Here is a 24149-nt window from a genome sequence, read left to right as displayed (position 1 = left end):
TTGTTGCGCGCTCATCGTTTCGCACTCATTGTTCTGCGATGGCGCGCACCGCCTCGGCCGCGCCGCGGATCGCCCCTTCGATATAGCCAACGCCGCGCGCATCACCGATGGCATGGACCGCAAACCCGGCGGCGGTCAGCGCCTCGGCCAGCGACAGATCGCCTTCCGCCCCGCGCGCGACGATCACGTGGTCGGCCGCCACGGTCCGGGCCGTGCCTGTGGCATCGGTAAAGGTCACACTGTCCTTGCCGATCGCCACATCGCCGGCCCCGCCGTGCAGACCCACGCCATGTTCCGCCAGTTCTGCCAGCAGCCGCATCCGCCGCACCAATGTCAGCCCTTTGCCCAGCCGCGGCGCTTCTTCGATCACGTGTACCGTCCGTCCGCGCTCGGTCAGGAATTCGGCCAGTTCCAGCCCGACCAGTTCGCCGCCGATAATCGCGATCGACTGGCCCAGTGGCATCCACGCATGCGTCGCCTTGCGCACCAGCGCCAGATTGGCGGTGGCGCCAGTGGCTGCGCCCAGTTTGGTCGCGATCCGGGTAAACAGTCCGGTCTTGCGTTTCAGCGCATCGGTATCTTCACCCAGCATCATCGCGCGCATGTCGTCGCCCGAAAAGACGTGATCCTGGTCGTTGCCGGGGATCGGCGGCATCCCGCGCACCGCGCCGGTGGCAACCACCACCTGTGTTATCCCCAGCGTGCGCAACAGTTCCGGCGTTGCCGGGGTCGACAGCCGCACATCGACGCCCGCGTCGCGCACTTCGCGCCGCAGCCAGTCGAGCAATCTCTCGTTGGGTTCATAGGCGAGGCCGGCAAAACGCAAGGTGCCGCCCAGCCGGTCCGATTTTTCCAGCAAAATGACCGGGTAGCCCAGCGCCGCCAACTGGCGCGCCGCCTCCATGCCGCCCGGGCCACCGCCAATCACCCCGATCGGCGCGGCACCGGCGGGGGCCGGCGCTGGCACGCCCTGGTATTCCTGCGCGAGTGACGCATTGACCGCGCAGCGTGACGGCTGACCCATGTAAATCGCACTGACGCAGGTATAGCAATAGATGCACGGGCGCACCTTTTCGGGCTCTCCGCGCATGAGCTTGGCGGGCAAATGCGGGTCGGCCAGCAGTTTTCGACCCATCGCGATGAAATCGGCCTCTCCCTTGCCGATGGTGTCATCGGCGGTCGGCACTTCGATGCGGCCCGACCCGATCACCGGGATCGCTACCGCGCGCTTGATCTGCGCGGTGGCGGGCAGGTTGGTATCCTCGATATGCGGGATGTTCGATTCCGAATGCAGCTTGCCCTGGCCGGTGTCGTGATAGGACGTCACGGTAATGGCATCGACGCCAGCCGCCTCCACCAGCCGCGCTGCGGCCATCGCATCGTCGATGGTGATGCCACCGGGCTTGCCCACTTCGCGCGAATCGAGCTTGATCCAGACCGGATAATCAGCGCCGACTTCGGCGCGGATTGCCGCGATCACCTCCAGCGTCAGGCGCAGGCGACCTTCCAGGCTGCCGCCATACCCGTCGGTGCGGTTGTTGGTATAAGGCGATGTGAACGACGACAGCAGATAGCCATGCCCGCCATGGATTTCGACTCCGTCGAACCCGGCTTGCTTGGCCCGGCGTGCACCGGCGGCAAACTGGCTGACCGCAAGATCGATGTCTGCCTGTTCCAGCACTTTGATCTCGGGCGCTTTCATGCCCGCCAGGCCCGCCAGTTCCTCCATCAGGAAATAGTCGATGAAATTGCCCTTGGCGGCTGGCGGCACCGCCGGTCCCCACAACGGATGGCCCCAGCGCGCGTGCGAATAGCCCGCGACAAAGCCGCCATGGTGCAATTGCGTGGCGATCTTTGCGCCATGCGCGTGGACCCGGTCGGTCAGCCGGCGCAGGTCGGGGATGAACCGGTCATCCGAAATCGCGGTCTGGCCCATGGCTACCGCGCCGACCGGCCAGGCGACCCCGGCCACGCCGGAAATGATCAGCGCGACGCCGCCCTTCGCCTGCTCTTCGTGATAGGCGATCAGCCGTTCGCCGACCGTGCCGTCATCCTCTGACAGGCTGACGCCCATCGCGGTAACGGCGATGCGGTTTTTCAGCTCCAGCGTGCCGATGCGACCGGGGGACAGAAGGTGGGGGTACAGGTTCGAGGTCATCGTCGCACGCGTCCTTCAGGCGGGTGATCGGGCAGCGTCACAGACTTGCTGCGCAAAAACCGCATTTATCCTCTGCTGACGGCATTTCGCCTTGTCATTGCGTAACGCATGATCGATTGTTCTACGACAATCAAGGAAAACCGATAGGGGCAGGAATGCACGACAGGCAGCGAGACAGACTGCGCAACAAGGCGATCATGGTGGTCGGCGCCGGCACCGGGATCGGCGCGGCCACCGTCGCGCGCCTGTGTGCCGAAGGGGCGCGGGTGTGCATTGCCGACATCAACCTGCCCGCGGCCAGTGCGGTGGCCGAACGCATGACCGCCAGCGGGTACCAGGCCTTTGCCGTGGCGATCGACGTGGTGGATGAGCTATCGGTCAACGCCGCCTTTGCCAGCGCGGTGGCGCGGCTGGGGCGGCTGGACGGGGTGCATGCCAACGCCGCCGATCTGCGCACGATCTTTGCCGACAGCACTGCGCTCGATGTCGATCTGGCGGTGTTTGACCGCACGATCGCGGTCAATCTGCGCGGGGCCCTGCTGTGCACGCGCGCGGCGCTGCCGCATCTGCTGGCATCGGGCGGCGGCGCTATCGTCTATACCAGTTCCGATGCTGGCGATGCCGGAGAGCCGGAGCGGCCCTGCTATGCCATGTCCAAAAGCGGGCTCAACGCGCTGATGCGCCACGTCGCCAGCCGCTGGGGCAAGGCGGGGATTACTGCCAATGCCGTGGCGCCCGGGTTCGTGATGACCCCGGAACTGCTCGCCGGCGGCCAGGTGCCGCCCGACTTTGTCGACCAGTGCATTGCCCAGACCCGCAGCACGCGGTTGGGCAAGGTGGATGACATTGCCGGGGTGGTGGCGATGCTGCTGTCCGACGATGGCCGCTGGATCAACGGGCAGGTACTGCATATCGACGGCGGCACACTGCTGCATTGATGGGGCATAACCCCATCGGGTGATGTCGGGCCGGGCACACCTTGGCAAAAGCGGCCGTATTACAAGGCTATGGGATAGGGATTTCAATGAGCGAGAAACCGGGTGCTGGACTGCGTTTCGCAATCGTCGGGGCGGGCATGGCGGGCATATTGGCCGCGATCAAGCTGAAGCAACGCGGTGAGGCGTTCACCGTTTTCGAAAAAACCGACCGCATCGGCGGCACCTGGCGCGAAAACCGCTATCCCGGGCTGACCTGCGACGTGCCCGCGCATGCCTATACCTATTCGTTTGAACCCTACCCCGAATGGCAGGCCTATTATGCCACCGGGCCCGAGATTCAGACCTATTTCGAAATGGTCGTCGACAAATATGGCGTGCGCCCTGCGATCCGGTTCGGCGCCGAAGTGTCCGGGATCGACTGGGATGATGGCCAGGCCGAATGGACGGTCACGCTGGCGACCGGTGAACGCGCGGTGTTTGATGTGGTGATCTGTGCATCGGGCGTGCTGCATCACCCGCGCATGCCGGAAATTCCCGGGCTCGACAGCTTTGCCGGGCCGGCCTTCCATACCGCGCGCTGGGATGATGCCGCGCCGATCGACGGTGCCAACGTGGGTCTGATCGGGTGCGGGTCCACCGGCGTGCAGATCGTTACCGCGATCGCCGCGCGGGTGAACAGCCTCGTGCATTTTCAGCGATCGCCGCAATGGATCATGCCGGTGCCCTATTTCACCTATAGCGAGGAGGAACGCGCCGCCTTTCGCGCCGATCCTGCGCTGATTGATGCGATCCGCTTCAGCGACGAATATATCGGCAATGTGCGCCGCTTTACCGATGCGATCACCGATATCGACGGGCCGCAGATGAAGATGATTGAGGATTACTGTTTGCAGAACCTGGAAAATTCGGTGCGCGATCCGGTGCTGAGGGAAAAGCTGCGGCCGAACTATCGCGCTGCGTGCAAACGGTTGATCTATTCGTGGTCCTATTACGATGCCGTCCAAAACCCCGCAGTGTCGGTTGAAACCGGCCGGATCGCGGCGGTCGAACCGGGCGGCGTGCGTATGGCCGACGGCACGTTCCATCCGCTTGACACGCTGGTGCTGGCCACCGGTTTTCAGGCCGATCGCTTTATCCGTCCCGCCGGGGTGACCGGGGCGGGCGGGTTGACGCTCGATGCGTTCTGGGCGCGCCGGCCCACCGCGCACTATGCGATCACGCTGCCCGGTTTTCCCAATTTTTTCATGCTCAACGGGCCGACCGGGCCGGTCGGCAATTTTTCGCTGATCGACATTGCAGAACGGCAGTGGGATTATATTGACCAGCTGGTCGATGTGCTGCGCCGGGGCGAAGGGCGCGCGGTTGCGCCGACCGTCGCGGCGCACGCCGATTACGAAGAACGCCGCATAGCCGCCGCAAAAACCACAATTTTTGGCTCAGGCTGCACCAGCTGGTACCTTGATGCAGAGGGCGTGCCAGCCAGCTGGCCGTGGTCCTATGATGCGTTTGACGACGCCATGCGCCAGCCAAAGTTCGAAGAATACGCTGTGCTGGCGTAAGCGGACCAGGATTACCCGCCCAGCGAGGTGATCAGCGCAACCAGTTGCGCCTGCCGGTGCACCCCGGTTTTGGCAAACACCGATCGCAATTGCACTTTGGCGGTGTTGTGCGCGATGCCGATTGCCTGCGCCGCCTCAACCAGCGTCGATCCGCTGGTCAACGCGGCGGCCAGCCGGGCTTCGGCGCTGGTCAGGCCAAACACATCGCGCAGGATCTGCGGGTCGGTCGGTTGTTCCGGCCCGGGGCGCGCGAAAAACAGCGCCAGCGCGCCGGTGCCGGCATGGATTGCGGTCAATTCCAGCGGCCGGGCGGTGATCACCACGTCGCCATGGTGCGGGCGTTCCACGCGGAACCGGGCGGGAGCGGCGGCTGGGTTGCCATGATCGAGCAGGGCGACCACGGTGCGCTGGTGTTCGCTGCGCGCAAACACCAGCTGATTGCCGCGCCGCCGCAGCCCTTCGGCCTGGGCCAGGATGTGGTCGGCCAGCGGATTGGCCGATACGATGTGGCGTTCCCGGTCGAGCACCATCATCGCCAGTCCCAGGCCTTGTGCCGCGCTGTGAAACACCCCGTGTTCGGCGCCGGCGAACTGCAACCGTTCGAACAGATCGACGGCAATGCGCAGATGGGCGACCAGATCCTGCAACCGCCCGCGTTCGACCGCGGTAAAATCGGGCAGGCTGCGGTGCCGGCTGATGCGAAAGCGCGCCTCGAACCGGCGGGCAAAGCGCAAATCGATGCCGAGGACCTGGTCAAACCCGGTATCATGCATGATCGCGCGGAACGGCGCGGCCTGGTCCGGCGGCAGGTCGGCGGTAAACTCGGCATAACTGGTCACTATGCCATCGGGCAGACCCTGAAACGGGTCCTCGGCAAACAGCGAACTGGCATAGCTGGCGTTGAACGCGGCGTCGGCGCCGGGGGTCAGGAATGTGGCGGGATGGCTGCGCCCGCCGGCCGAAATGATGATCGTGGCAAAACTGGCATCCATCCAGCGCGCCAGGCTTTCCAGAAAGTCCTGCCACGGGCGCTCGCTCGCCACACCGGCATAAAGCCGGGCAAGCAGGTCCGAACTTGCAGGATCGATGGCGCCGCCCATGCGCGATGCATAAACGGCGTCAGTGGTTTGGACCAGCGGCGTAACAGGCATCGGGCGACCGGGCGGCCGGTCAATGGGTCCGCGCCGCGATTTTCAACCGGTCAGGCATATTCGGGCCAGGTCAGCGATGCCGCGCGGGTGTCGAGATCGACCGCGCCGACAATGCCGAGCGCCGCACGCGCCTCTTCCAGCGGCAGGTGAAACGCGTCTTCGAACCGGCGCATCCAGTATGGCCCCGATTGTTCGCCCACCGTCATGCCGCAGCGCATCGCGGCCAATGCCGCCGGAAAGGCCGCATGGTAATGCAGCCCGGTGCGCGAAATCAGCCGCAGCGCGCCCAGCACTTGCCCGGCATTGATCAGCCCGACCAGTTCCGGATCAAGAAACCGGGGCAGATTGCTCAGCCGCGTGAAATAGGGAACCAGTTCGCCCAGGATGTCGAACCCGCCGCCGGTCAGGATATGTTCCAGGTCGTGGGTCTGCCCGCTGCGCAGCGAAAAATATTCAAACTGGTTGCGCGGGACAAAGCGCGGCACGATGTCGATCTCGAACCCGTTGTCGTGGATATAACGGCCAAAACGATGCCCGAGCGACCCTTCCGGGCAAGCAAGCAGGTCTGCCACGGTAAAGCTTGATGAAAAGCCCTCGGCAAACCACGCGTCGAGTTCGGGCCAGCGCTTGCGCTCTGCGGTAAACAGCGCTTCGATCCGGTCGATATCGAACAGGTCGGTCAGAATGCCATAGAGTTTGTAGGCATCGTGGGTGGTGGGCGAATCCTTGCCACTTTTGCGCAGGAACGCGGTGGCCAGCCAGTCGCGCAAACGCGGCTCGTTCAGATAGTCGGACGAACTGACCAGCGTGGTGCTGTCGGTGGTGATTTTTTGCCCACCGCGCGCAAGATAAGGAGTCTGGTCGGTCATCGCGTTGTGCCCTCAAGCTCTGCCGCCAGCGCGGCGGGAACAGGTATCGGAAATTCCAGCAAGTGTTGCCCCATGCCCTTGGCCGCGGGATCGAGCCGGGGCGACAGGTTGATGCCGCCGCCCTGCGCCTCATCCACGATCAGGTTGACCGCGTGACAGCCCGGCACGGCAAAGCTTTCCACCTGGGCGGTTGTTGGATCGGCAAAGCAATGGCGGTACCAGTCGGCGACGGCGTCCGGCGTCAACGCGGCGCTGATCCACGGCAGGAACCGGGGTTCGCGCGCGATCGCTGCCACATTGAACAGCCGCCCCTTGTCACCGCTGCGGGCAAACGCCAGCGCCACCAGCGGCACGGTGACCGCATCCGCACCGGGGTTGGGCAGGGGTGGCACAGGCGCGCGCACGATCGCTGCGGGATCGAACCCGGGCACGACCGGATCGACATACGGCACCGGCACGCCATCGATCGCAACCTGCGCGGCAATTCCGTCGCGCCCGATCAGCGCGAACACCATGTCGGTCAGCGGTTGTGCGCGCGGCGCGGCGATGATCGGCGCGATCGATGTGCCCGGCGCCATGTTCATGATCGCGGTGGTCTGTTCACGGCCAAACAGCGCTGCGGCGGCCATCTGCGGATGATCGACGATGATCTTCAGCAGGACTTCGCGCGGGGACAGTGGTCGTGCGCGCGCGCCATAGCCGGCCTCGGTGCCGATGACCTCGACATATGTGCGCGTCCAGTCACCCAGGCCGCGTTCGCGCAATTGACCGGACACGCGTTCGATCAACGCGGCGGCCTGGCGTTCAGCCTTGGCCACCGCATCGATCCCGATCACCGGGATCAGCGCGATTGATCGCCAGCCGGCATCGACCGTGGCGCACAGTTTCAGCAGTGGTGGCGCCGGATAACCCCTGGCCCCGGCCACCCGCACCCGGTCCGGCCCGACCTGTTCGACCGTGATGCCACTGAAATCGCATACTACGTCGGGCACGATATAGGCCTGCGGGTCGCCCACTTCGTACAACAGCTGTTCTGCCACCGTGCCGACCGACACCAGGCCGCCGGTCTGCGGCGGCTTGGTGATGATGACCGTGCCATCGGCATGGCATTCGCCGATGGGAAAGCCGATCCCGGCCCAATCGGGCACGTCGCGCCAGTCGGTAAAGGTGCCGCCGGTCACTTGCGCGCCGCATTCCAGCAAATGCCCGGCCACCGTGCCACCCGCCAGCAGATCATGGTCGGCGGCGGTCCAGCCGAATTCATGGATCAGCGGCCCCAGGATCAGCGCGCTGTCAACCACCCGCCCGGTGATCACGATATCGGCCCCGGCATCGAGCGCGGCGGCAATGGGGAACGCACCAAGATAGACATGCAGGCTGGAAATGCCCGTTTCCGGCAAAGCCCGCCCGTCATACATATCGGTCAGGCCGCGCTTTCGCAGATCGGCCGCGCGGTCGATCAGATCATCGCCGGTGACCGTCGCAACCTTCAGTGCGATGCCTTGCGCTTTGCCGCGTTCGCGGATCAGCGCGGCGAGGCCTTCGGGATTGAGCCCGCCGGCATTGGCCACCACCTTGATCCCGCGCGCCTTGATCGCGGCCAGATGCGGGCCGATGTGCAGATCGACAAAATCGGGCAGGAACCCCGATTGCGGGTTCATCCGCTTCAGGTGTGCAAACAGCGCCATCGCGCCTTCGCCCAGATAGTCAAAGATCAGGTAATCCAGCCGTTCCGCGCGCAGCAGCCCGGGTACGGCGATTTCGCTGTCGTTGAGCGCACCACTGGCTCCGCCGATATAGACCGGGCCCTCGGTCCGTGCCCTGGCTGTTGTCGTGCTGGCCATCCGTGCTCCACCTTTTTGATTTGAGCAAAGCGATAGCGATCCTGGCGACGCATATCGAGCCAAAAATGCAATTCAGGGAAATCAATGCGTAATTGCCGGCGGCGTCATGCCCAGTGCGACAGATCGATCTCGGTGACCGGATTGGTGCCGTCCCACGCCGCCGCCAGCGCCATCCCGGCGCGGTGATCGTGGCGCGCGGTCGCGCCGCTGATCAGTTCAAACAGGATACCGGGTTCGGCCGGGTCGGCAAAATAGATCACGCGTACCGCCGGATTGGTGGCGAAAAACACCGGTTCCAGGCCCTGATCGGCCAGCGCGGCAGCCTCTGCATCGATGTCGTCGACAATCCACGCCACATGGTGCAACCCGGTCAGCGCCCGTCCGTCTGCATCCTGATAGGGCGATGCCGTGTCGGACCGCACCGCGATCAATTCGATCTGTTCGGTACCGCGATAGCCCAGCGCAACATCCATGCACACCCGTGTGGGCGCACCACGGTATTCGCCGTTCAGCACGACCTGGCGATAGACCACCCAGGGCCCCACGCCGAACCGATCGGTCCACACCGCAACCGCGCGGTCAAGATCAGTGGTCACCATCCCGATCTGGTCGATGGCGGCACGCCGCGCCTTGATTGTCATGGTATCCGCTCCTTGTCTGTCTTCACCTACCGCTGTCTGGCTATCCGCGATCGGGCGTATCGTCTTTCCAGCGGACCGACCCGAACGGCCGTTCCAGCCAACGTCTGACGCGAATGTCCTGCGATGTGCACAACCGCTCTATCAGGTCGCGCTCAAACGCTTCTTCATCGGCAGTGCGACGGTCACGCTGGCGCAGATAGTCGCCCCAGGTGGAATAATGATAGCGTTCCAGCCAGACGTGCGGCGCGGCAACATCGCGCGAAATTGACCAGTCATAGGCGCCGTTGCGTTTGCGGATCAGCCGCGTCTGCTGCATCGCCGTATAGAACGCGCGGGCATTGGCGGGTGTGACCTCGTACTCGATCTCGATCACCACCGGGCCGCTGCGCGCTGTCAGCGCCAGCGACATCGATGGTTTTTCCAGTTCATTGCCCTGTTCGACGGTCGATTCGCTGGGCATGGGCAACCACCGGCCCAGCAGGACCGCCAGGATGACGGCAATGCCTGATACGGTCATCGTTTCGGCAATGCCGATCACGCCCGCAATCTGTCCCCATGACCAGCTGCCCAGCGCCAGCCCGCCCATGATCGCCGACTGGTATCCGGCCAGCGCCCGCCCGGCCACCCAGCGCGGCACCAGCAATTGCACGCCGATGGTCACGATTGTCACCAGCACCATCCATGCCGCGCCCATCACGAACATCGCCAGCCCGGTGATCCAGATGCTGTGGCTGGCAGCGATCACGACATAGGCCGCGCCCGTTACTGCCGTGCCGCCACGCACCAGCCATTCGTTGGGAAACTGTGCCCGCAACCGGCCCGCCGCCACCCCGCCCACCAGCGCGCCCACGCCGATGGTCCCCAGCATCAGGCCATAGACCCCCGCGCCGCCGCCCAGCGAATCGCGCGAAACCAGCGGCAACAGCCCGGACAGCGACCCCGCCATCAGCCCGGTCAGAAACAACCGGAACAGCAGCGCACGCACCGGCGGCGCGTGGATGATATAGCGCAGACCCGCGCCAATGGCGGAACCCAGTCGTTCGGGCGGCAGCCGGCTGGGTTCGCGCACCCGGCGCCAGGCCCAGAACGCGGCAATCAAGGGCAGATACAGGATCGCACAGGCGGCAAACGCAGCCAGTGGCCCCGCCACCGCCACAATCACCCCGCCGACGGCCGGCCCGATGCTGCGCGCGATGTTGTAACTGATGCTGTTCATCGCGATCGCAGGCGTGGCGAGGTCGGCGGGCACCTGTTCGGCCGCAGAGGCCTGCCACGACGGACCGTACAGCGCGACGCTGCAACCGATCAGAAAACACCCGGCCAGCAGCGTGGTCGGCGTCAGCAGCCCGGCCGCGGTAATCGCCGCCAGCACCACCGCGCCGATGGTCGCCACGGTCAGCGCGGCCAGCGCCACAATACGCCGGTCGTACATGTCGGCCGCCGCCCCGGCCGCCATCGACAGCAGCATCACCGGCAACAGCAGCATGGTCTGCACCGTCGCCACCAGTTGCGGCGACGTGGTCAGCCCGGTCATTTCCCACGACGCGCCGACCCCCAGAATCAACAACGCCGCATTGCCCGGCAGGCTGGCCAGCCAGATCGCCCGGAACGCCGGGATGGAGAGCGGTCCGCTCCGCTGGTCAGTCATGCCGCAGGTCTTTCAATTGGCGCCGCGCGTGCAATTACAGCGCGCGCGGTCGGGGATCAGTCGGGGCTATCAGCCGCCTGGCGTTGTGGCACGGCGCACGCCATCAAGGAAGATGCGCACAACCATCGCCAGCAAGGGCCGCTTCGCGCCACGGCACCGCAAGCGACCAATGGAACGATGTGCGCCACAAAATGCCGCGCCGGTTCCCTGTCGCCGTTGTTCGCGCAAGCGTGCGGGCGCAGACTGGGCATGATCACAGGATCAATCAAGAACCCGAATTAACAAGCTGATAAGCGTAAGGGAAAGCTGATGGGCGACGAATTTCCGGCCGGGGCGACGATCGTGTTTGGCGGCAGCGGCGGCATTGGCCGCGGGGTCGCGCTGGAATTTGCCCGCGCCGGCAGCGCGGTGGCGGTGGTCTATCGATCGAAACAGGATGTGGCCGAAACCGTTGCAGCAGCGATCCGCGCCGAAGGGGTAGCGGCCAGCACCCACCGCATCGACGTGCGCAACCGCGCCGAAGTCGCAGCCGGTTTTGCCGAAGCCGTGGCCGCGCATGACCGCATCCACACCGTGGTGTGGGGCGCAGGCCCGGTCGTGCCGCAAGTGCGCATCGCCGATTGGGGCGAAGACATGTTCCGCCAGTCGATGGAGATCGAGGCGTTTGGCTTCAACAATGCGGTGCACACCGCCCTGCCGCACATGCGCGCGGCCGGCGGCGGCAGTTTCGTCCACCTGGGCAGCGCCGGGCACGACTGGTGGCCACAGCTTGACGGGCTGTCGGTCGCGCCAAAGGCCTGCAACGAGGCGCTGATCAAGGGCATCGCCAAGGAAGAGGGCGTCAACGAAATCCGCGCCAATTCCATCCTGGTCGGCGTGATCGATGCCGGGCAGTTCAAAGTGGGGCAGGAAAACGGCACGTTCACCCCCGAATGGGAAGCGGCGGTGAAGGCCATGCTGCCGCTCAAACGCTGGGGCAGCCCGCAGGATATCGGTCAGGCTGCGGTGTTCTTCGCCGGGCGGCGTGGCAATTATGTGACCGGGCAGACGATCGCGGTCGCAGGCGGGTTCGGTGTCTGACCATCCGCTGGCGCCGCGCGCGATCGACCCGCAGGCGGGGGCCGACCGCGAGGCGTTGCGGCATCTGGTCGCCGCTTATGGCCATGGCGTGGACCGCCGCGACTGGGCGCTGGTGCGCAGCCTGTACCACGATGACGCCACCGACGATCACCGGCCCTATTATAACGGTTCGGCATCAGGGTACGTCGATTGGCTGCCCGGCATGATGGCGAACTGGCGCGCGACCAGCCACGCGATGCTGAGCGCGCTCTATGTGCTGAATGGCGATCGTGCGGAGGGTGAAGTGGTGGCGCGGGCCTGGCACCTGACGCTGGATGGCACGCGGCAATTCGTGGCCTGGGGCCGCTATGCCGATCGCTATGAACGCCGCGACGGGGTCTGGCGCTTTGCCCACCGTTCGTTCATCCTTGACCAGGCGGAGGATCTGCCGGCGCCGGCCGGCGATGATTTCGGCAGCACCGGCGTGGACACCGGCCGCGCCGGCGCCGACGATCCGGTTTACACCCGGCTGCCGCTGTTCACCCGCTGACGGTATAGCCGCCGTCCACCGCCAGCGTCTGCCCGGTAATCCAGCTGGCCGCCGGGCTGGCCAGAAACAGCACCGCGCCGGCCACATCTTCGGGTTCCCCCAGCCGGCCCAGCGGGGTGCGCGCCAGCGTCGGCGCGGTCCACGCCTCTTGCGCAAATGTGCCTGCGGTCATGCGGCTGCGCGTCAGGCCCGCCGCCACCGCGTTGGCGCGCACGCCCCGGGGGCCCCAGTGCACCGCCATCGTCCGCGTCAGCCCGACCAGCCCGGTCTTGGCCGCGCCATAGCCGGGCACGATCGGAATGCCGAAATAGCTGCTCATCGATGCGATGCCGATCACCGATCCGCCGCCCGGCAGCGTGCTTTGCGCCAGCAGATCGACACTGCGCCGCGCCATGCGGAACGCGGCGTTCAACAGCATCGCCACCGCGCGGTCAAACACATCGGGTTCCCATTCATCCAGCCCGATCGACGGCAGCGCAAACCCGGCGTTGTTGACCAGCACGTCCAGCCGGGGAAGCGACGCGGCCAGCGCGTCGATCTGTTCGGGCTGTTCGATATCAAGCCGGTGATAGGCAAAGCCCGACAAGTCCGCTTCATACTCGGCGGGAGAGCCGCGCGTGCCGGTGATCGTCACCAGCGCCCCCGCATCGCGAAACGCGGCTGCGCAGGCCGCGCCGATTCCGCTGGTGCCGCCGGTAACCAGCACATGCGCGCCAGAAAAATCATGGGCGCAAAAATCGTGTCCTGTGCTCATCATGCCTGCTCCACCGCGACCCATTGGCCCATCTTCGCCGACGCGCGCGCCGCGTCGAGCACTGCTTGCCCCGCGGCGGCATCGCGGAAATCCGCCGCACGGTCGGGCAGCGGGGTTGGTTCCCGCAGGATCAACGCGCGCGCCTGCGCAAACAGCTTGGCATAGGGCGCGACATCAAAACCCTGGGTGTGCCAGCGATCCATTTCGGTCTGGATCAGTTCTGTCACCGGAAAGGGTTCAGGCGCGGGATTGACCAGTTCCACCGGCATTGGCAGCGCGCGGGCGCCATCGGCGTCCTGCAGCCAGACCTGTTCGGGGTCGCCAAACGCCGCGCCCGACTGGATCCATGCCGCGCCCGTGGTGCCGGCGACTTTGGTGCCCATCGCAAACGGCCCGGGCAGGCACATCGCCGCTTCGATCACCGCCATGGCGCCATTGGCACAGCGCAATTGCAGGTTGTAATAATCGTCGGAGGTCATTGCCGGACGCCCGGTCGACAGTTTGCGCAGGATGGCGCTGACTGCCGTAATCTCACCCACGGTCGCCCGCACCTGGTCGATCATGTGGGTGCCAAACGCCCCCAGAAAGCCGCCGCCCTGCGCGGCATCGGTCCACCAGTCGGCCAGCGGCTCGCCCTGATCGCCGGGTTGCTGATAGATGCGGTGGAACAGCAGTGGATCACCGATCGCGCCCGATTTGACCACGCGCGACAACAGCGCCTGCGCGCTGTCATAGCGGAATTCCGCACCCAGCAGCGCAACCACGCCCGCATCGCGCGCGGCCGCCAGCATGGCGCGCGCCTCGGCCAGATCACGCGCAAACGGTTTTTCGCACACCACATGCCGCCCGGCCTCCAGCGCCTGAAACACGGGCAGCGCATGGGCGTGCGGCGGGGTCGCCACGGTTACCAGCCGGATCGCCGGATCATCGGCCAGCAGCGCAGGCAAATCGTTGACGGCGCGCGGAATGGCCAGTGGCGCGGCGCGCGCCGTGGTCTTGGCCAGATCTCGGCCAACGATGGCGCGCACCTCAAACCCTGCCAGCCGCAGCGCACGCACATGGGTAAACAGGCCAAAGCCGGTGCCGACGACAGCCGCACCGATGGGGGTTTGGGTCATGCGGTGATCCTTGCCTGCGCCAGCACGGCGCGCGTGTGGGTGGCCCAATCCTGCGCGGCCTGCGCCAGCGATTGGTCGTTCTGGCGAAGGTTGAACACTTCGACGCCGGTCGCCGCGGTGCAGCCGATCGCATTGAGCGTGCGGATCAGGCCGGTCAGATCGATCACCCCTTCGCCCGGCAACAGCCGCTGCGTCATCAGTTCGGCCCAGGGATCGGCCAAGGGGGTTGGCAGGGCATCGCACAGTTGCACCGCGTGGATGCGGTGCCCGGGAATGGTGTGCAGCAGATCAAGCGAAGACGCGCTGCGGTGAAAATGCCAGGCATCCAGCGTGATCCCGCCATTGGCCCGGCCTGCCGCTGACACGATGGCCCAGGCATCGGCCAAAGACCGGATGCCGCCGACCGGCAGAAATTCGATATGCGCCTTCAGGCCATGGTCTGCCGCCAGATCGCACACTTTGGCAAAAGCTTTGGCAGCGACATCGACCGGGGTGGGCAGGGGGGACAAGTCGATCATCGCCACCGAGGGCGCGCCTAGCCGTGCTGCGGTTTCGATCACGCGTTCGGCCGTCAGCGTGCGCAACAGGCGCGACAGATCATCATCCGCGCCCTGCCGCTGATGATCCATCCAGCAGGCCGCGCAATCGAGTTCGGCAATGGTCAGCCCGGCATCGCCGATCCGCCCGGCAATCTCGCCCGCGGTCATGCCTTGCGCCTCCAGCGCCCAGACATCGCCAGGGTTGACCGTCAGACCGGCAAACCCGGCCGCCTTTATGGGTGCCAGCCGGTCGAGCAGCGGCACATGCAGATAAGGCGCACTGCTGAAACAAAGATCGCCAGGTCCCATCCCGCTCAATCCACAAACTGGCCGGTCAGCACGGCCGTGCCGGGATCAAGCGCGCCAATGTCTGCCAACGGCACCCGCCACAGCATGATCGGCACGGTCTGCGTGGTCTGCACCAGCCGCAGCCCCCAGATGCCGCGTTCATGGCCATAGGAATTGATCCAGTTCCCGCCGATCCCGGGGTCGCGTTCGGCAATCACCACGCGCACCCGGCCATCGGGTTCGGCGTGATGGCGGCTGTTGTTGATCCAGCCATTGCCATCCTCAAACGTATCCAGGTTTTCCTGCCACATGTTGCACAGCTGGAAATTCCAGTATTCACAAGGCGGCGGCGTGAATTCCAGCACCAGCGCCTCGTCCAGACGCTTTTCCCAGCCGCCAAACGCGACATGGCGGTCGGGCACGCCGCCGTTCGACAGATATTGCGCGCGGCTGTAATCCAGCCGGTTCAGCTTTGCCGCAAAATTGCCCTGATTGCCCTGCCACCAATTGCGCACCAGTTCGGCGTAGCCCAGCACGGCCTGCCCGGTCCAAGCCAGGCCATCGGCAATCAGCGCCGGGGTGACCGGTTCGGGCGCAGCATGGTCCAGGCGTTCGATCGTCATAGCCGGCGCAATGTCGTGCGCGCGGTCGCGCCAGGTCAGGCGGATCAGGATGCAATTGGTGGCGGGCGTCAGTTTCAGCCAGGCATGCCCTGGACCGGGGTCGTTTTGCGACAGGATCACTTCGAATGAGCCATCGTCGGCCACGGCGATCTGCTGGCTGGCCAGAAATCCGGTGGTTTTCAGATTGCTGGGATCAAACCGGGCAAGGCCCTCAAAACCTTGGGAGGCCCAGTCTTCTGCGCCTGGCGCATCGGGCGCGGGGCAGGTTAGCACCGCCATCACGAAATAGGGGATCGTGCCGCGTGTGCCGGTAATGCGGTAATCGCGCGCCTGATCAAACTGGCACATCAGGTGGTCCTGGTCGACCGTCTGCACGTTGATCGACTGCCGCCAGACCATGTCGCGCAACCGCGGCCGGGTCGGTTCGGCATTTTCAATCAGGCGCTCCATGCTCGACCGCGCCAACCGGGTCATGAACCGGTACCATTCGGCGCGATCAAGGTCAGACAGCGGGCCATCGATGGCCGCGATGTGCCGCCCGGCCAGTTTCAGCGTGTCGCAGAAATCATCCCACGCCTGCCCGGAATTCAGCCGTGCGCGCGCCATGTCATGCCGGTCCATCGCTAATCCTCCTGTCGCACGGAAAAGCGGTCGTAATAGAATGCGAAGCGCCGCCGCAGCGCGGCCAGATCGACACCGAACGTGCCCTCCAGATCATAGATCACCCGGCCTTGCGCGTGACGCGGGTTTTCCGCCAGATAGCCGTCCAGCCGACCTTCCACCGCGGGGGTCAGCGGCAAGTCTGCACGATCATAAATCGCGCGCGCCATACCCGGCTGATCGGCCATGTATTGATGAAACAGCACGTCGATTGATTGGTCTGGCGTCCACACATCGCGCGTTGCCACACAGGCACGCAACAGGCGCTCGATCCGGTCGATCCAGTGCGCTGCCAGCCCCACAGGGTCGGTCGGCTGGCGGCGGATGCGGTCGGAATAGCCCAGCATGGTGGTCAGCGACCGCAGCACATCAACCGGATCGCGATGGGTCACCACCATCGTCGCATCGGGAAACACCGCATGGATCGCCGCCAGATTTTCCATGTGCTGCGGCGATTTCAACAGCCAGCGCCGGCGCCCCGATGGCCCCCGGGACCACGACAGCACCTGCAGCACCTTCTTTTCATAGGCATAGGACCCGGTGCGGTCGTGCGCGAAATAGTGGTCGATCCAGCGCGGCAGGCGGGCCTGAAATTCCCAGCTGTAGCAATTGAGATCCATGAACATCAGCTCGTTGTCTTCATGGATGCCGGTGGCAGACATCTCATGCATCGCCGCCATGTGCGGCAGCAATGCGCCAAATTCCGCCCAGACTTGCGCCGATCGCGCCAGCCGCGGATCGACTTCGCCCGGTGCCATCGCCACCGCGGGCACCGGCTCTTCGGATTCCCACAGCGTCAGTGAATTGAGCCGGTCATCGCGTGCCAGCCAGTTGACCAGGTGGGTGGTGCCCGACCGTGGCAGCCCGGCGATGAAAATCGGGCGTTCGATGGGGATATCCAGGATTTCGGGGTGGCGTTTCACGCAATCTTCGATCCGCAACCGGTTGGCCAGCGCGCGCACCGCGTTGCCGACAATGGTGATCCGCCCGCCACGCGTCAGCCCGTCGTCTTCGTACAGTGATTGCAGCGTGACGCGCAGGCGCGTGAACAGACCCTCGGTTCCGCCCGCGCCGTCGCTGCCGAAGTGGCTCAGCCCGGTTTGCGCGCAGGCGCGTTCGACCACCTGTTCAGGGGTCAGATAGTCGGGAAAATCGGCTGGCCCTTCGCGCGCGGCGATCAGGCCAGGGGTCAGCACCGGGTCGGCCATGTCGTTGATGACAATGTCGGTCATGCCGCTGTGTCCGGAAATGTCAGCATGACTTTGGCCGCTTGGTCTGCGTCGGCCGCGACGGTCAGCGCCTCGGCAAACTGGTCAAACCGAAAACTGTGGCTGATCAGAGGGCCAAGCGCTGCGGCATTGGCGGCGATCATCGCGATCGCCTCGGCAAATTCGGGCGCGCGATCATCGGCAATTGCCCCGGCCAGCGTGATCTCGTTGGCCATCAGATGGAACAGGTCGATCGGCAGCGGCGCCTTGTGCAGGGCGATCACCGCGATCCGCGCGCCCTTTTTGGCATGGCCGATCACTTGTGCAAGCGCGGGGCCAGACCCTGCGGCATCGACAAACACATCGGTGCCCACGAACGGCACGCCAAACCGGTCGCCTGCACCGTGAAACCGCGCCAGCGCGGCGGGCAGTGTTTCGCGTTCGATGTTCACCGCCAGATCAGCGCCCAGCGCGCGGGCGCGGTCGAGCCGGCTGTCCACCCGGTCAAAGATCGCGATGTGCCGCGCACCCAGGTGCTGCAACATGGCCACCGCGCACAGCCCGATCGGCCCGGCGCCCAGAATGGCCACCGTGTCGGCCGCCGTGGCGCGCACCATGCGCAGGCCATGCAGCGCGACCGACAACGGTTCCGCCAGCGCGGCTTGCGCAAAGGTCACGTGATCGGGCAGGGGAAACAGCGTGTCGCCGATCTTTGCCGCGCTCACGCGAATATAGGGCGCCATCGCCCCATCGGGCCCGCCGCCACCGATATAGGCCCGGTCGGGATTGACCGCGACGCGCATTCCCGGCGCCACGCCCGCAACGCCTTCGCCAACGGCCACCACGGTTCCGGCAAATTCGTGCCCGATCGGCAGCGGTGCGGTCAGCGGATGGACGCCATCAAGGCTGCCCTTGGCAATATAGCCCAGATCGCTGCCGCAAATGCCGCAGGCCGCGACCCGCACCAGCACTTCGCCCGCTGCGGGCACCGGCACTGCAATCGGTTCGAGCCGGACATCGCCGGGGGCATGGATGCGCGCGGCGATCATGGTTGCAGGCATGATTCCGGGCGCAGCATGCGGATATACCGCCAGAGTCACATTCGCTCTCCCATCGTCAGGCGCCTTGGTGGCACCGTGTTGCCAAGGAATATAGCGATGCGGTGGCGAAAATCACCGCAAATCGGCAGCGTTTAGCGCAATGTGGCTTTTATTTGCGTAACGAAACGCCGCTGGCTACACTGAATCGCAGCATCGGGGCAAACAACGCCCTTCACCCGCCGGGAGAGAATCATGCCTGCCACGATCGAGGACCTTGCCGCCCGTCTTGCTGCGCTGGAAGACAAGGAGGCGATCCGCACGCTGAAATCGCGCTATCTGCGCGCCTGCGACCTGAAACTGGTGGAACAGGTGCGCGACTGTTTCCTGCCCACCGGGGTGCGCATTGCCTTTCAGAACTTCCCCGAATTTACCGACCGCGATGCCTTTGTCGCGATTTATGAACAGATGGCCTGCCAGGGCGGCGTCTATGACCTGCACCATGCCACCAATTCGGAAATCGACCTGACCGGGCCGGACGAGGCGAAGGGGCTGTGGTCGCTCAATTTCCGCACCATCCTGACCGGCCCGCGCCAGATCGTGCGGCTGGTGGTGGAATACGAGGATATCTATCGCCGGCAGGACGGCCGCTGGTGGATCGCCGAAACGGTCAGCCGCGTGACATCGATGCTGACCGAACAAATCGGCGAAGACGGCAGCGTAACCGTGCTGGTGCTGGCGGAACCGCCTGCGGGTTAACGCAATATGGCTTGATTAGACCAACGTGAGCCCCGCCCCTCAGGGGAGGGGTTGGAGAGGTGTGTCCAAGGGCCGAATTGTTGTGCGCCATCGCAGCGCCGGACACCCCTACCCAACCCTTCCCCTGAGGGGAAGAGCTTATTTTACAATGCATTGTGTGGCCGGTGATTCAGGCCAGCACCGCATCAACCGGCGCACACTGCGACCCGCGCACCACTTTGCCCGGTCGCGCGCCGGTGGACACATCGTCGCGGCGGATCACCTGGCCATTGACCACGGTCGCGACATAGCCGCTCGCCGCCTGATCCAGCCGGCGTCCCCCGCCCGGCAGATCGAAGCGCACCACCGGGGCGTGCAGTGCCAGCGTATCGAGATTGATCACATTCACATCGGCCTTGTAACCCGGCGCCAGAATGCCCCGGTCATGCAGGCCCATGACAGTGGCCGGTTTGGCCGCCAGCGCATGCACCGCCTCGGCCAGTGACAGCCGTTCGCCCGCGCGGTCGCGCACCCAATAGGTCAGCATGAAGGTGGGATAGCTGGCGTCGCAGATCGCGGCATAATGCGCTCCGCCATCGCCCAGGCCCATTACCGTATCGGCACGGCGGATCAGCGGCAGCAGCGCATCCAGCCGGCCTTCGTGGAAATTGCCCAGCGTGTTCAGGATCAGGCCCTGTCCGTCGCGGTCCAGCATCGTGTCATAGGCAACCTCTGCGGGCGAACGGCCTTGCGCCTCCGCAAGTGCGGCGATGCTGGTATCGCGCGCGGGTTCATAGACCGGCGGATCGCCGAACGGGAACATCCAGTTCCAGTTTCGCGTGAGCATCGACAAGGGATGGCCATCGTTCGGCGCTTCCGCAATCACCGCCGTGCGGAATGCCGGATCGCGCAAATACGGCAATTGGTCGGCCAGCGGCAGACCGGCGATTGGCTGGTAGGTCGGGCACAGGCAGAACGCGTGCGTTGACAGCGCCCAGCCCGACACCATGCCGATCGGGCGCGGCAGGATCTGTGGCCAGATGTGAAGCCCGCGCGCATTGGCGGCATCGACCGCCGCCAGCGCGTCCTGCCAGATCGGCGGTCCGCTGTTGCTGGTGGCCAGGGTAAACGTCGCCGGCCGTCCGGCACTTTCCGCCACCGCGATCAGCTTGTGCAGTTCTTCGGCCCAGGTGGAAAACGGCGCATCGAGAACCGCCTGCAACACGCCGGTGCCCGCATCGCTCAGCGCGCCGGCAATCGCCTTCAGCTCGTCCAGATCGGCGCCGTAGGTCGGGATCAGCTCGCCGGCCTTGGTGCGGTGAATGTTGAGCCGGCTGGTGGCAAAGCCGATGGCACCTGCCGCGATCGCTTCGCCGGCAATGCGGCGCATTTCCGCCAGATCGGCAGGAGTCGCCGGTTCGCGGTCGATCGCGCGGCTCCCCATCACCCACACGCGCAAGGGGCTGTGCGGCAGTAGCGCAGCCACATCGATATCGCGCGGCCGGGCCTCCAGCGCGGCCAGGTATTCGGGGAACGTCTGCCAGTCCCACGGCAGGCCGGCGGCCATCACCACGCCGGGAATGTCCTCTACTCCTTCCATCAGGCGGATCAACGCGTCGTGATCATCGTGCCGGCAGGGGGCAAAGCCGACGCCGCAGTTGCCCATCACCACGGTGGTGACGCCATGGCTGGAACTGGGCGCCATTTCTTCGCCCCAGATCGCCTGGCCATCATAATGCGTGTGGATGTCGACAAAGCCGGGTGTGACCACGCGCCCGCTGGCGTTGATGGTTTCCGCAGCGGTTCCGCCAAAAAGCGGGCCGACATAGGCAATGCGGTCACCGACCAGCGCGACATCGCCGATCACGGGCGCGCCCCCCGCGCCATCGACGATCAATCCCCCGGTGATCAGCAGATCGGCGTGCATCATGCTTGCTCCATCGCGGCGGGCAGCGGCCCGCGTTCGGCCCAGAACGCGCCGGCGGCATCGGTGTCGGCATCCACCGCGCCACGCACGCCCAGCGCGGCGCGTGCCTCGGCCAGCGGCAGGTGGAAATAGTCCTCCAGCCGCGCCATGAACAGCGCATCGCTTTGCTGCCCCACGTGCATGCCGCGCTGGATGGCATCGACGCAGGTCGGCCAGACCTGTGGATAGTGCAGCATGGTGCGGACGGTATAGCGCAGCGACCCAAAAATCTGGATCATGCTGAGTTCGGCGGCCAGTTCGGGATTGCGGATAAATTTGAACACGTTGGTCAGCCGGTACCAATAGGGCACCAGTTCCCCCATGAAATTGAACCCGCCGCCGGTCAGGATATGTTCGAAATCATGCGTCTGCCCCGACCGCAGGTTGTAAAACTGCAACTGGGTCCTGGGCTCGCTCCACGGCACGATTTGCAATTCGTAATGGCCGCCGGTCATCTGCGCATAAAGGATGCCGCCTAGCGACCCGGGCGCATATTGCGCAAAATCGGCGATTTTGTAGTTCGACACAAATCCTTCGCGAAACCATGCGTCAAGCGCGGGGTTTTCGCGCCGTTCCTGCGTAAACATCGCCTCGATATGGTCATGATCGCGCAACGCATCGAGGATCGGCAGAAATTCGTACATTTCCGCCGGTGGCGGCATGTCCGGCCCGTTGCGGCGCAGCAGGATCATCGCCAGCCATTCGCGCAACGCCGGGTTGTTGAGATATTTTGATGACGATACCAGCACGCTGGACGGCGTTTCCACCGGCACCCAGCCGCGCGCGAGATAGGGGACATCGACCAAGACGGGCTCCTCTGGGCACAATCGATCGGTGCCTGCCAGAGCGTCCGATCGCTGCCAGGCGGCGGTTCTGGCATGGCCGCCGTCCTGTGGGGGAACGGTAACCCACGATCGCCCGGCAAGCAACGGGACAGTTATGGCTGATCGCCGAAATCTTCGCATTAGGCGATTGAGTTCAACTGTTGACCTTCTTTTGCGTGACACGCTAAGCAGATGGTTACGAAAAACGAGAGGATTCTGGCTGTGGGCAATTTGGGCATCGACTATGGACTGGCGGGCAAAGTCGCACTGGTTACCGGCGGCAGCGGCGGCATCGGCCGGGCGACTGCGCTGGTGTTTGCGCGATCGGGTGCCAGCGTGCTGGTCAGCGATGTAAACGCCGATGGCGGCGCCGAAACGGTCGCAATGATTGCGGCGGCCGGCGGCAAGGCCAGCTTTTTCCGCTGCGATGTGTCCCAGGCGGATGAGGTCAAGGTGATGGTCGCCGCCGCGGTTGACCGTTTTGGCGGGCTTGATTGTGCGTTCAACAACGCCGGGATCAACCGGCTGGGCGATGACGAATACGATGATGCGATCTGGGAACGCAACATGGGCATCAACCTGTCGGGCGTGATGCGCTGCATGCGTGAAGAAGCGGCGGTGATGCTGCCGCGCGGCGGCGGGGCGATCGTCAACACCGCGTCAATCAACGGGCTGGTCGGCAATGGCGGGCAACCGGCCTATGTCGCGGCCAAGCACGGCGTGGTCGGACTGGCCCGCCATGGCGCCTTGCGCTGGGCGCAGGCCGGCATTCGCGTCAACGCCATCTGCCCCGGGGTGATCGAAACGCCGATGACCGCGCCGCTGACCGCCGATCCGGCGATGAAGGCGATCATCGATGGCATGACGCCGATGGGCCGCATGGGCACCGCGCAGGAAATTGCGGAGGCGGTGGTCTGGTTGTGTTCGCCCGCTGCCAGCTTTGTCACCGGCCATGCCATGGTGGTCGATGGCGGCGCCACCGCCGTCTGAACCTTTGCCGTTGCGCCGGGAACCCGGCGCAACGGCAGGTCTTGGTCAGGCAAGTGCCGCCCTTAACCGCGCACCCGCAGCGTCGATATGCGGCAGCGCGTCGGTCACGAATTCAAACATCGAAAAAAAGCCGTGGATCATGCCTGGCGCAACTTCGGCATGGACCGGGTTGCCCGCCGCGCTCAGCCGTTCGGCATAGGCCACGCCTTCATCGCGCAACGGGTCATATTCGGCCATGATCACCGTGGCCGATGGCAGACCGGCCAGGTCGCCGGTGTGCAGCACCGTCGCCCCATCGACATGGCCCTGCGCCAGATCGCCAATGTACTGTTGCCAGAACCATTCCATCATCGCGGTGGACAGGAAATAGTTGCCGGCGCCATTTTCGCCATAGGACGCGCGGGTAAAGTCGGTGTCGGTCACCGGATAGATCAGCAACTGGTGGCGTAACGCCGGGCCGCCATGATCGCGCACCCGGATCGCCACCGCAGCGGCCAGGTTGCCCCCGGCGCTGTCGCCGGCCACCGCCAGCCGCGTCGCATCGATGCCCAGATCTGCGGCATGGTCATGCGCCCACACCAGTGCATCATGACAATCGTCCAGCGACGCGGGAAACGGCGCTTCCGGGGCCAGCCGATACCCGACCGACAGCACCGCGGCACCGCTGGCGCGCGCAATTGCGCGGCAGGTGCCATCGTGCGTGTCGATCGTGCCGACCACCCAGCCGCCGCCATGGTAATAGACCAGCAGCGGCGGATTTTCACCCGCATCGGCCGGGACATACAGCCGCGCTGCCAGCGTGCGCCCGGGCAGATCGATGCTCAGGTCGCGGACCTGCGCCACTTCGGGCGGGGGGCCCATCGCCATCGGCCGATCGTTGGCCGCGCGCATTTCGGGCGCGGTGATCGTGGCGAGGTCCACCGGCGGCATCTGCGCGAACATGCCGAGCAGTGCCTCGACTTGCGGATTGAGTGTCATGGTCAGCCT

Annotated in this window: 21 protein-coding genes; 6 read left to right on the top strand and 15 right to left on the bottom strand. The window is 65.3% G+C overall.

The annotated features are described in order from the left end of the window. Positions 1 to 25: 25 nt before the first annotated feature. On the bottom strand, positions 26 to 2158 hold the full coding sequence (locus tag ABWP89_RS03855; RefSeq protein ID WP_353227361.1) for an oxidoreductase: 2133 nt from the start codon (positions 2156 to 2158) through the stop codon (positions 26 to 28). A 155-nt stretch (positions 2159 to 2313) separates the two neighbouring features. Here ABWP89_RS03855 and ABWP89_RS03850 point away from each other — a divergent pair, with 155 nt between their 5' ends. Then, positions 2314 to 3096, top strand: coding sequence for an SDR family NAD(P)-dependent oxidoreductase (locus ABWP89_RS03850; RefSeq protein ID WP_353227360.1), 783 nt, complete (start codon positions 2314 to 2316; stop codon positions 3094 to 3096). Between the two features lie 86 nt (positions 3097 to 3182). Then, positions 3183 to 4655 carry a flavin-containing monooxygenase gene (locus ABWP89_RS03845; protein ID WP_353227359.1) on the top strand — a complete coding sequence of 491 codons (1473 nt, stop codon included), beginning with the start codon at positions 3183 to 3185 and terminating at the stop codon, positions 4653 to 4655. An 11-nt stretch (positions 4656 to 4666) separates the two neighbouring features. Here ABWP89_RS03845 and ABWP89_RS03840 read toward each other — a convergent pair whose 3' ends face one another. From ABWP89_RS03840 to ABWP89_RS03820, 5 genes are all read right to left on the bottom strand, one after another. After that, a complete protein-coding gene (locus ABWP89_RS03840) occupies positions 4667 to 5755 on the bottom strand; it encodes a helix-turn-helix transcriptional regulator (RefSeq protein ID WP_353227358.1) in 1089 nt (362 codons plus the stop codon). A 101-nt stretch (positions 5756 to 5856) separates the two neighbouring features. After that, positions 5857 to 6675, bottom strand: a complete 819-nt coding sequence (locus ABWP89_RS03835; protein WP_353227357.1) for a Coq4 family protein — start codon at positions 6673 to 6675, stop codon at positions 5857 to 5859. Beyond that, a complete protein-coding gene (locus ABWP89_RS03830; protein WP_353227356.1) occupies positions 6672 to 8519 on the bottom strand; it encodes an acyclic terpene utilization AtuA family protein in 1848 nt (615 codons plus the stop codon). Before ABWP89_RS03830 ends, ABWP89_RS03835 begins: the two co-directional genes overlap by 4 nt. Positions 8520 to 8623: 104 nt before the next feature. Continuing rightward, on the bottom strand, positions 8624 to 9160 hold the full coding sequence (locus tag ABWP89_RS03825; protein ID WP_353227355.1) for a VOC family protein: 537 nt from the start codon (positions 9158 to 9160) through the stop codon (positions 8624 to 8626). A 40-nt stretch (positions 9161 to 9200) separates the two neighbouring features. Then, the gene (locus ABWP89_RS03820; RefSeq protein ID WP_353227354.1) at positions 9201 to 10808 is read right to left on the bottom strand and encodes an MFS transporter; all 1608 of its coding nucleotides are present in this window, start codon (positions 10806 to 10808) and stop codon (positions 9201 to 9203) included. 309 nt (positions 10809 to 11117) lie between these two features. Between ABWP89_RS03820 and ABWP89_RS03815 the strand changes: the two genes are divergently transcribed. Together ABWP89_RS03815 and ABWP89_RS03810 are read left to right on the top strand one after the other, a co-directional pair. Continuing rightward, positions 11118 to 11888, top strand: coding sequence for an SDR family NAD(P)-dependent oxidoreductase (locus ABWP89_RS03815; protein WP_353227352.1), 771 nt, complete (start codon positions 11118 to 11120; stop codon positions 11886 to 11888). After that, a complete protein-coding gene (locus tag ABWP89_RS03810) occupies positions 11881 to 12417 on the top strand; it encodes a nuclear transport factor 2 family protein (RefSeq protein ID WP_353227351.1) in 537 nt (178 codons plus the stop codon). The genes ABWP89_RS03815 and ABWP89_RS03810 overlap by 8 nt, the downstream gene beginning before the upstream one ends. Here ABWP89_RS03810 and ABWP89_RS03805 read toward each other — a convergent pair. Genes ABWP89_RS03805 through ABWP89_RS03780 form a run of 6 tightly spaced genes read right to left on the bottom strand, consistent with a single transcriptional unit; the run spans position 12407 to position 18707 of the window. Beyond that, positions 12407 to 13171: an SDR family NAD(P)-dependent oxidoreductase gene (locus ABWP89_RS03805; RefSeq protein ID WP_353227350.1), complete on the bottom strand. Its 765-nt coding sequence runs from the start codon at positions 13169 to 13171 to the stop codon at positions 12407 to 12409. The two genes, ABWP89_RS03810 and ABWP89_RS03805, sit on opposite strands and share 11 nt — an antisense overlap. Then, the gene (locus tag ABWP89_RS03800) at positions 13171 to 14289 is read right to left on the bottom strand and encodes a Gfo/Idh/MocA family protein (RefSeq protein ID WP_353227349.1); all 1119 of its coding nucleotides are present in this window, start codon (positions 14287 to 14289) and stop codon (positions 13171 to 13173) included. The genes ABWP89_RS03805 and ABWP89_RS03800 overlap by 1 nt, the downstream gene beginning before the upstream one ends. Beyond that, positions 14286 to 15137, bottom strand: a complete 852-nt coding sequence (locus ABWP89_RS03795) for a sugar phosphate isomerase/epimerase family protein (protein WP_353227348.1) — start codon at positions 15135 to 15137, stop codon at positions 14286 to 14288. Before ABWP89_RS03795 ends, ABWP89_RS03800 begins: the two co-directional genes overlap by 4 nt. Before the next feature lie 5 nt (positions 15138 to 15142). Beyond that, positions 15143 to 16360: a DUF1214 domain-containing protein gene (locus ABWP89_RS03790; protein WP_353227347.1), complete on the bottom strand. Its 1218-nt coding sequence runs from the start codon at positions 16358 to 16360 to the stop codon at positions 15143 to 15145. Between the two features lie 2 nt (positions 16361 to 16362). Beyond that, positions 16363 to 17631 (bottom strand): sulfotransferase family protein, encoded by a 1269-nt coding sequence (locus ABWP89_RS03785; protein WP_353227346.1) that lies wholly within the window; start codon positions 17629 to 17631, stop codon positions 16363 to 16365. Then, positions 17628 to 18707 carry a zinc-dependent alcohol dehydrogenase gene (locus tag ABWP89_RS03780; protein ID WP_353227344.1) on the bottom strand — a complete coding sequence of 360 codons (1080 nt, stop codon included), beginning with the start codon at positions 18705 to 18707 and terminating at the stop codon, positions 17628 to 17630. Before ABWP89_RS03780 ends, ABWP89_RS03785 begins: the two co-directional genes overlap by 4 nt. 192 nt (positions 18708 to 18899) lie before the next feature. Here ABWP89_RS03780 and ABWP89_RS03775 point away from each other — a divergent pair, with 192 nt between their 5' ends. After that, complete coding sequence (locus ABWP89_RS03775) at positions 18900 to 19403, top strand: nuclear transport factor 2 family protein (RefSeq protein ID WP_353227343.1); 504 nt, start codon at positions 18900 to 18902, stop codon at positions 19401 to 19403. 169 nt (positions 19404 to 19572) lie between these two features. Here the strand turns inward: ABWP89_RS03775 and ABWP89_RS03770 are convergent, their stop codons facing one another. Both ABWP89_RS03770 and ABWP89_RS03765 read right to left on the bottom strand, forming a co-directional pair. Further along, positions 19573 to 21312: an N-acyl-D-amino-acid deacylase family protein gene (locus ABWP89_RS03770; protein WP_353227342.1), complete on the bottom strand. Its 1740-nt coding sequence runs from the start codon at positions 21310 to 21312 to the stop codon at positions 19573 to 19575. Beyond that, entirely contained in the window at positions 21309 to 22154 is an 846-nt protein-coding gene (locus ABWP89_RS03765; protein WP_353227341.1) for a hypothetical protein, read from the bottom strand. The genes ABWP89_RS03770 and ABWP89_RS03765 overlap by 4 nt, the downstream gene beginning before the upstream one ends. Before the next feature lie 240 nt (positions 22155 to 22394). On the opposite strand from ABWP89_RS03765, the gene ABWP89_RS03760 reads away from it, so the two are divergent. Further along, complete coding sequence (locus ABWP89_RS03760) at positions 22395 to 23162, top strand: SDR family NAD(P)-dependent oxidoreductase (protein WP_353227339.1); 768 nt, start codon at positions 22395 to 22397, stop codon at positions 23160 to 23162. A gap of 45 nt (positions 23163 to 23207) precedes the next feature. Here the strand turns inward: ABWP89_RS03760 and estDL136 are convergent, their stop codons facing one another. Continuing rightward, positions 23208 to 24140, bottom strand: coding sequence for a chloramphenicol hydrolase (gene estDL136, locus ABWP89_RS03755; protein ID WP_353227337.1), 933 nt, complete (start codon positions 24138 to 24140; stop codon positions 23208 to 23210). Between the last annotated feature and the right edge of the window lie 9 nt (positions 24141 to 24149).

The organism is Novosphingobium sp., assembly GCF_040398825.1.
Lineage (GTDB): Bacteria > Pseudomonadota > Alphaproteobacteria > Sphingomonadales > Sphingomonadaceae > Novosphingobium.
This window is presented reverse-complemented; position numbering and strand designations above follow the sequence as displayed.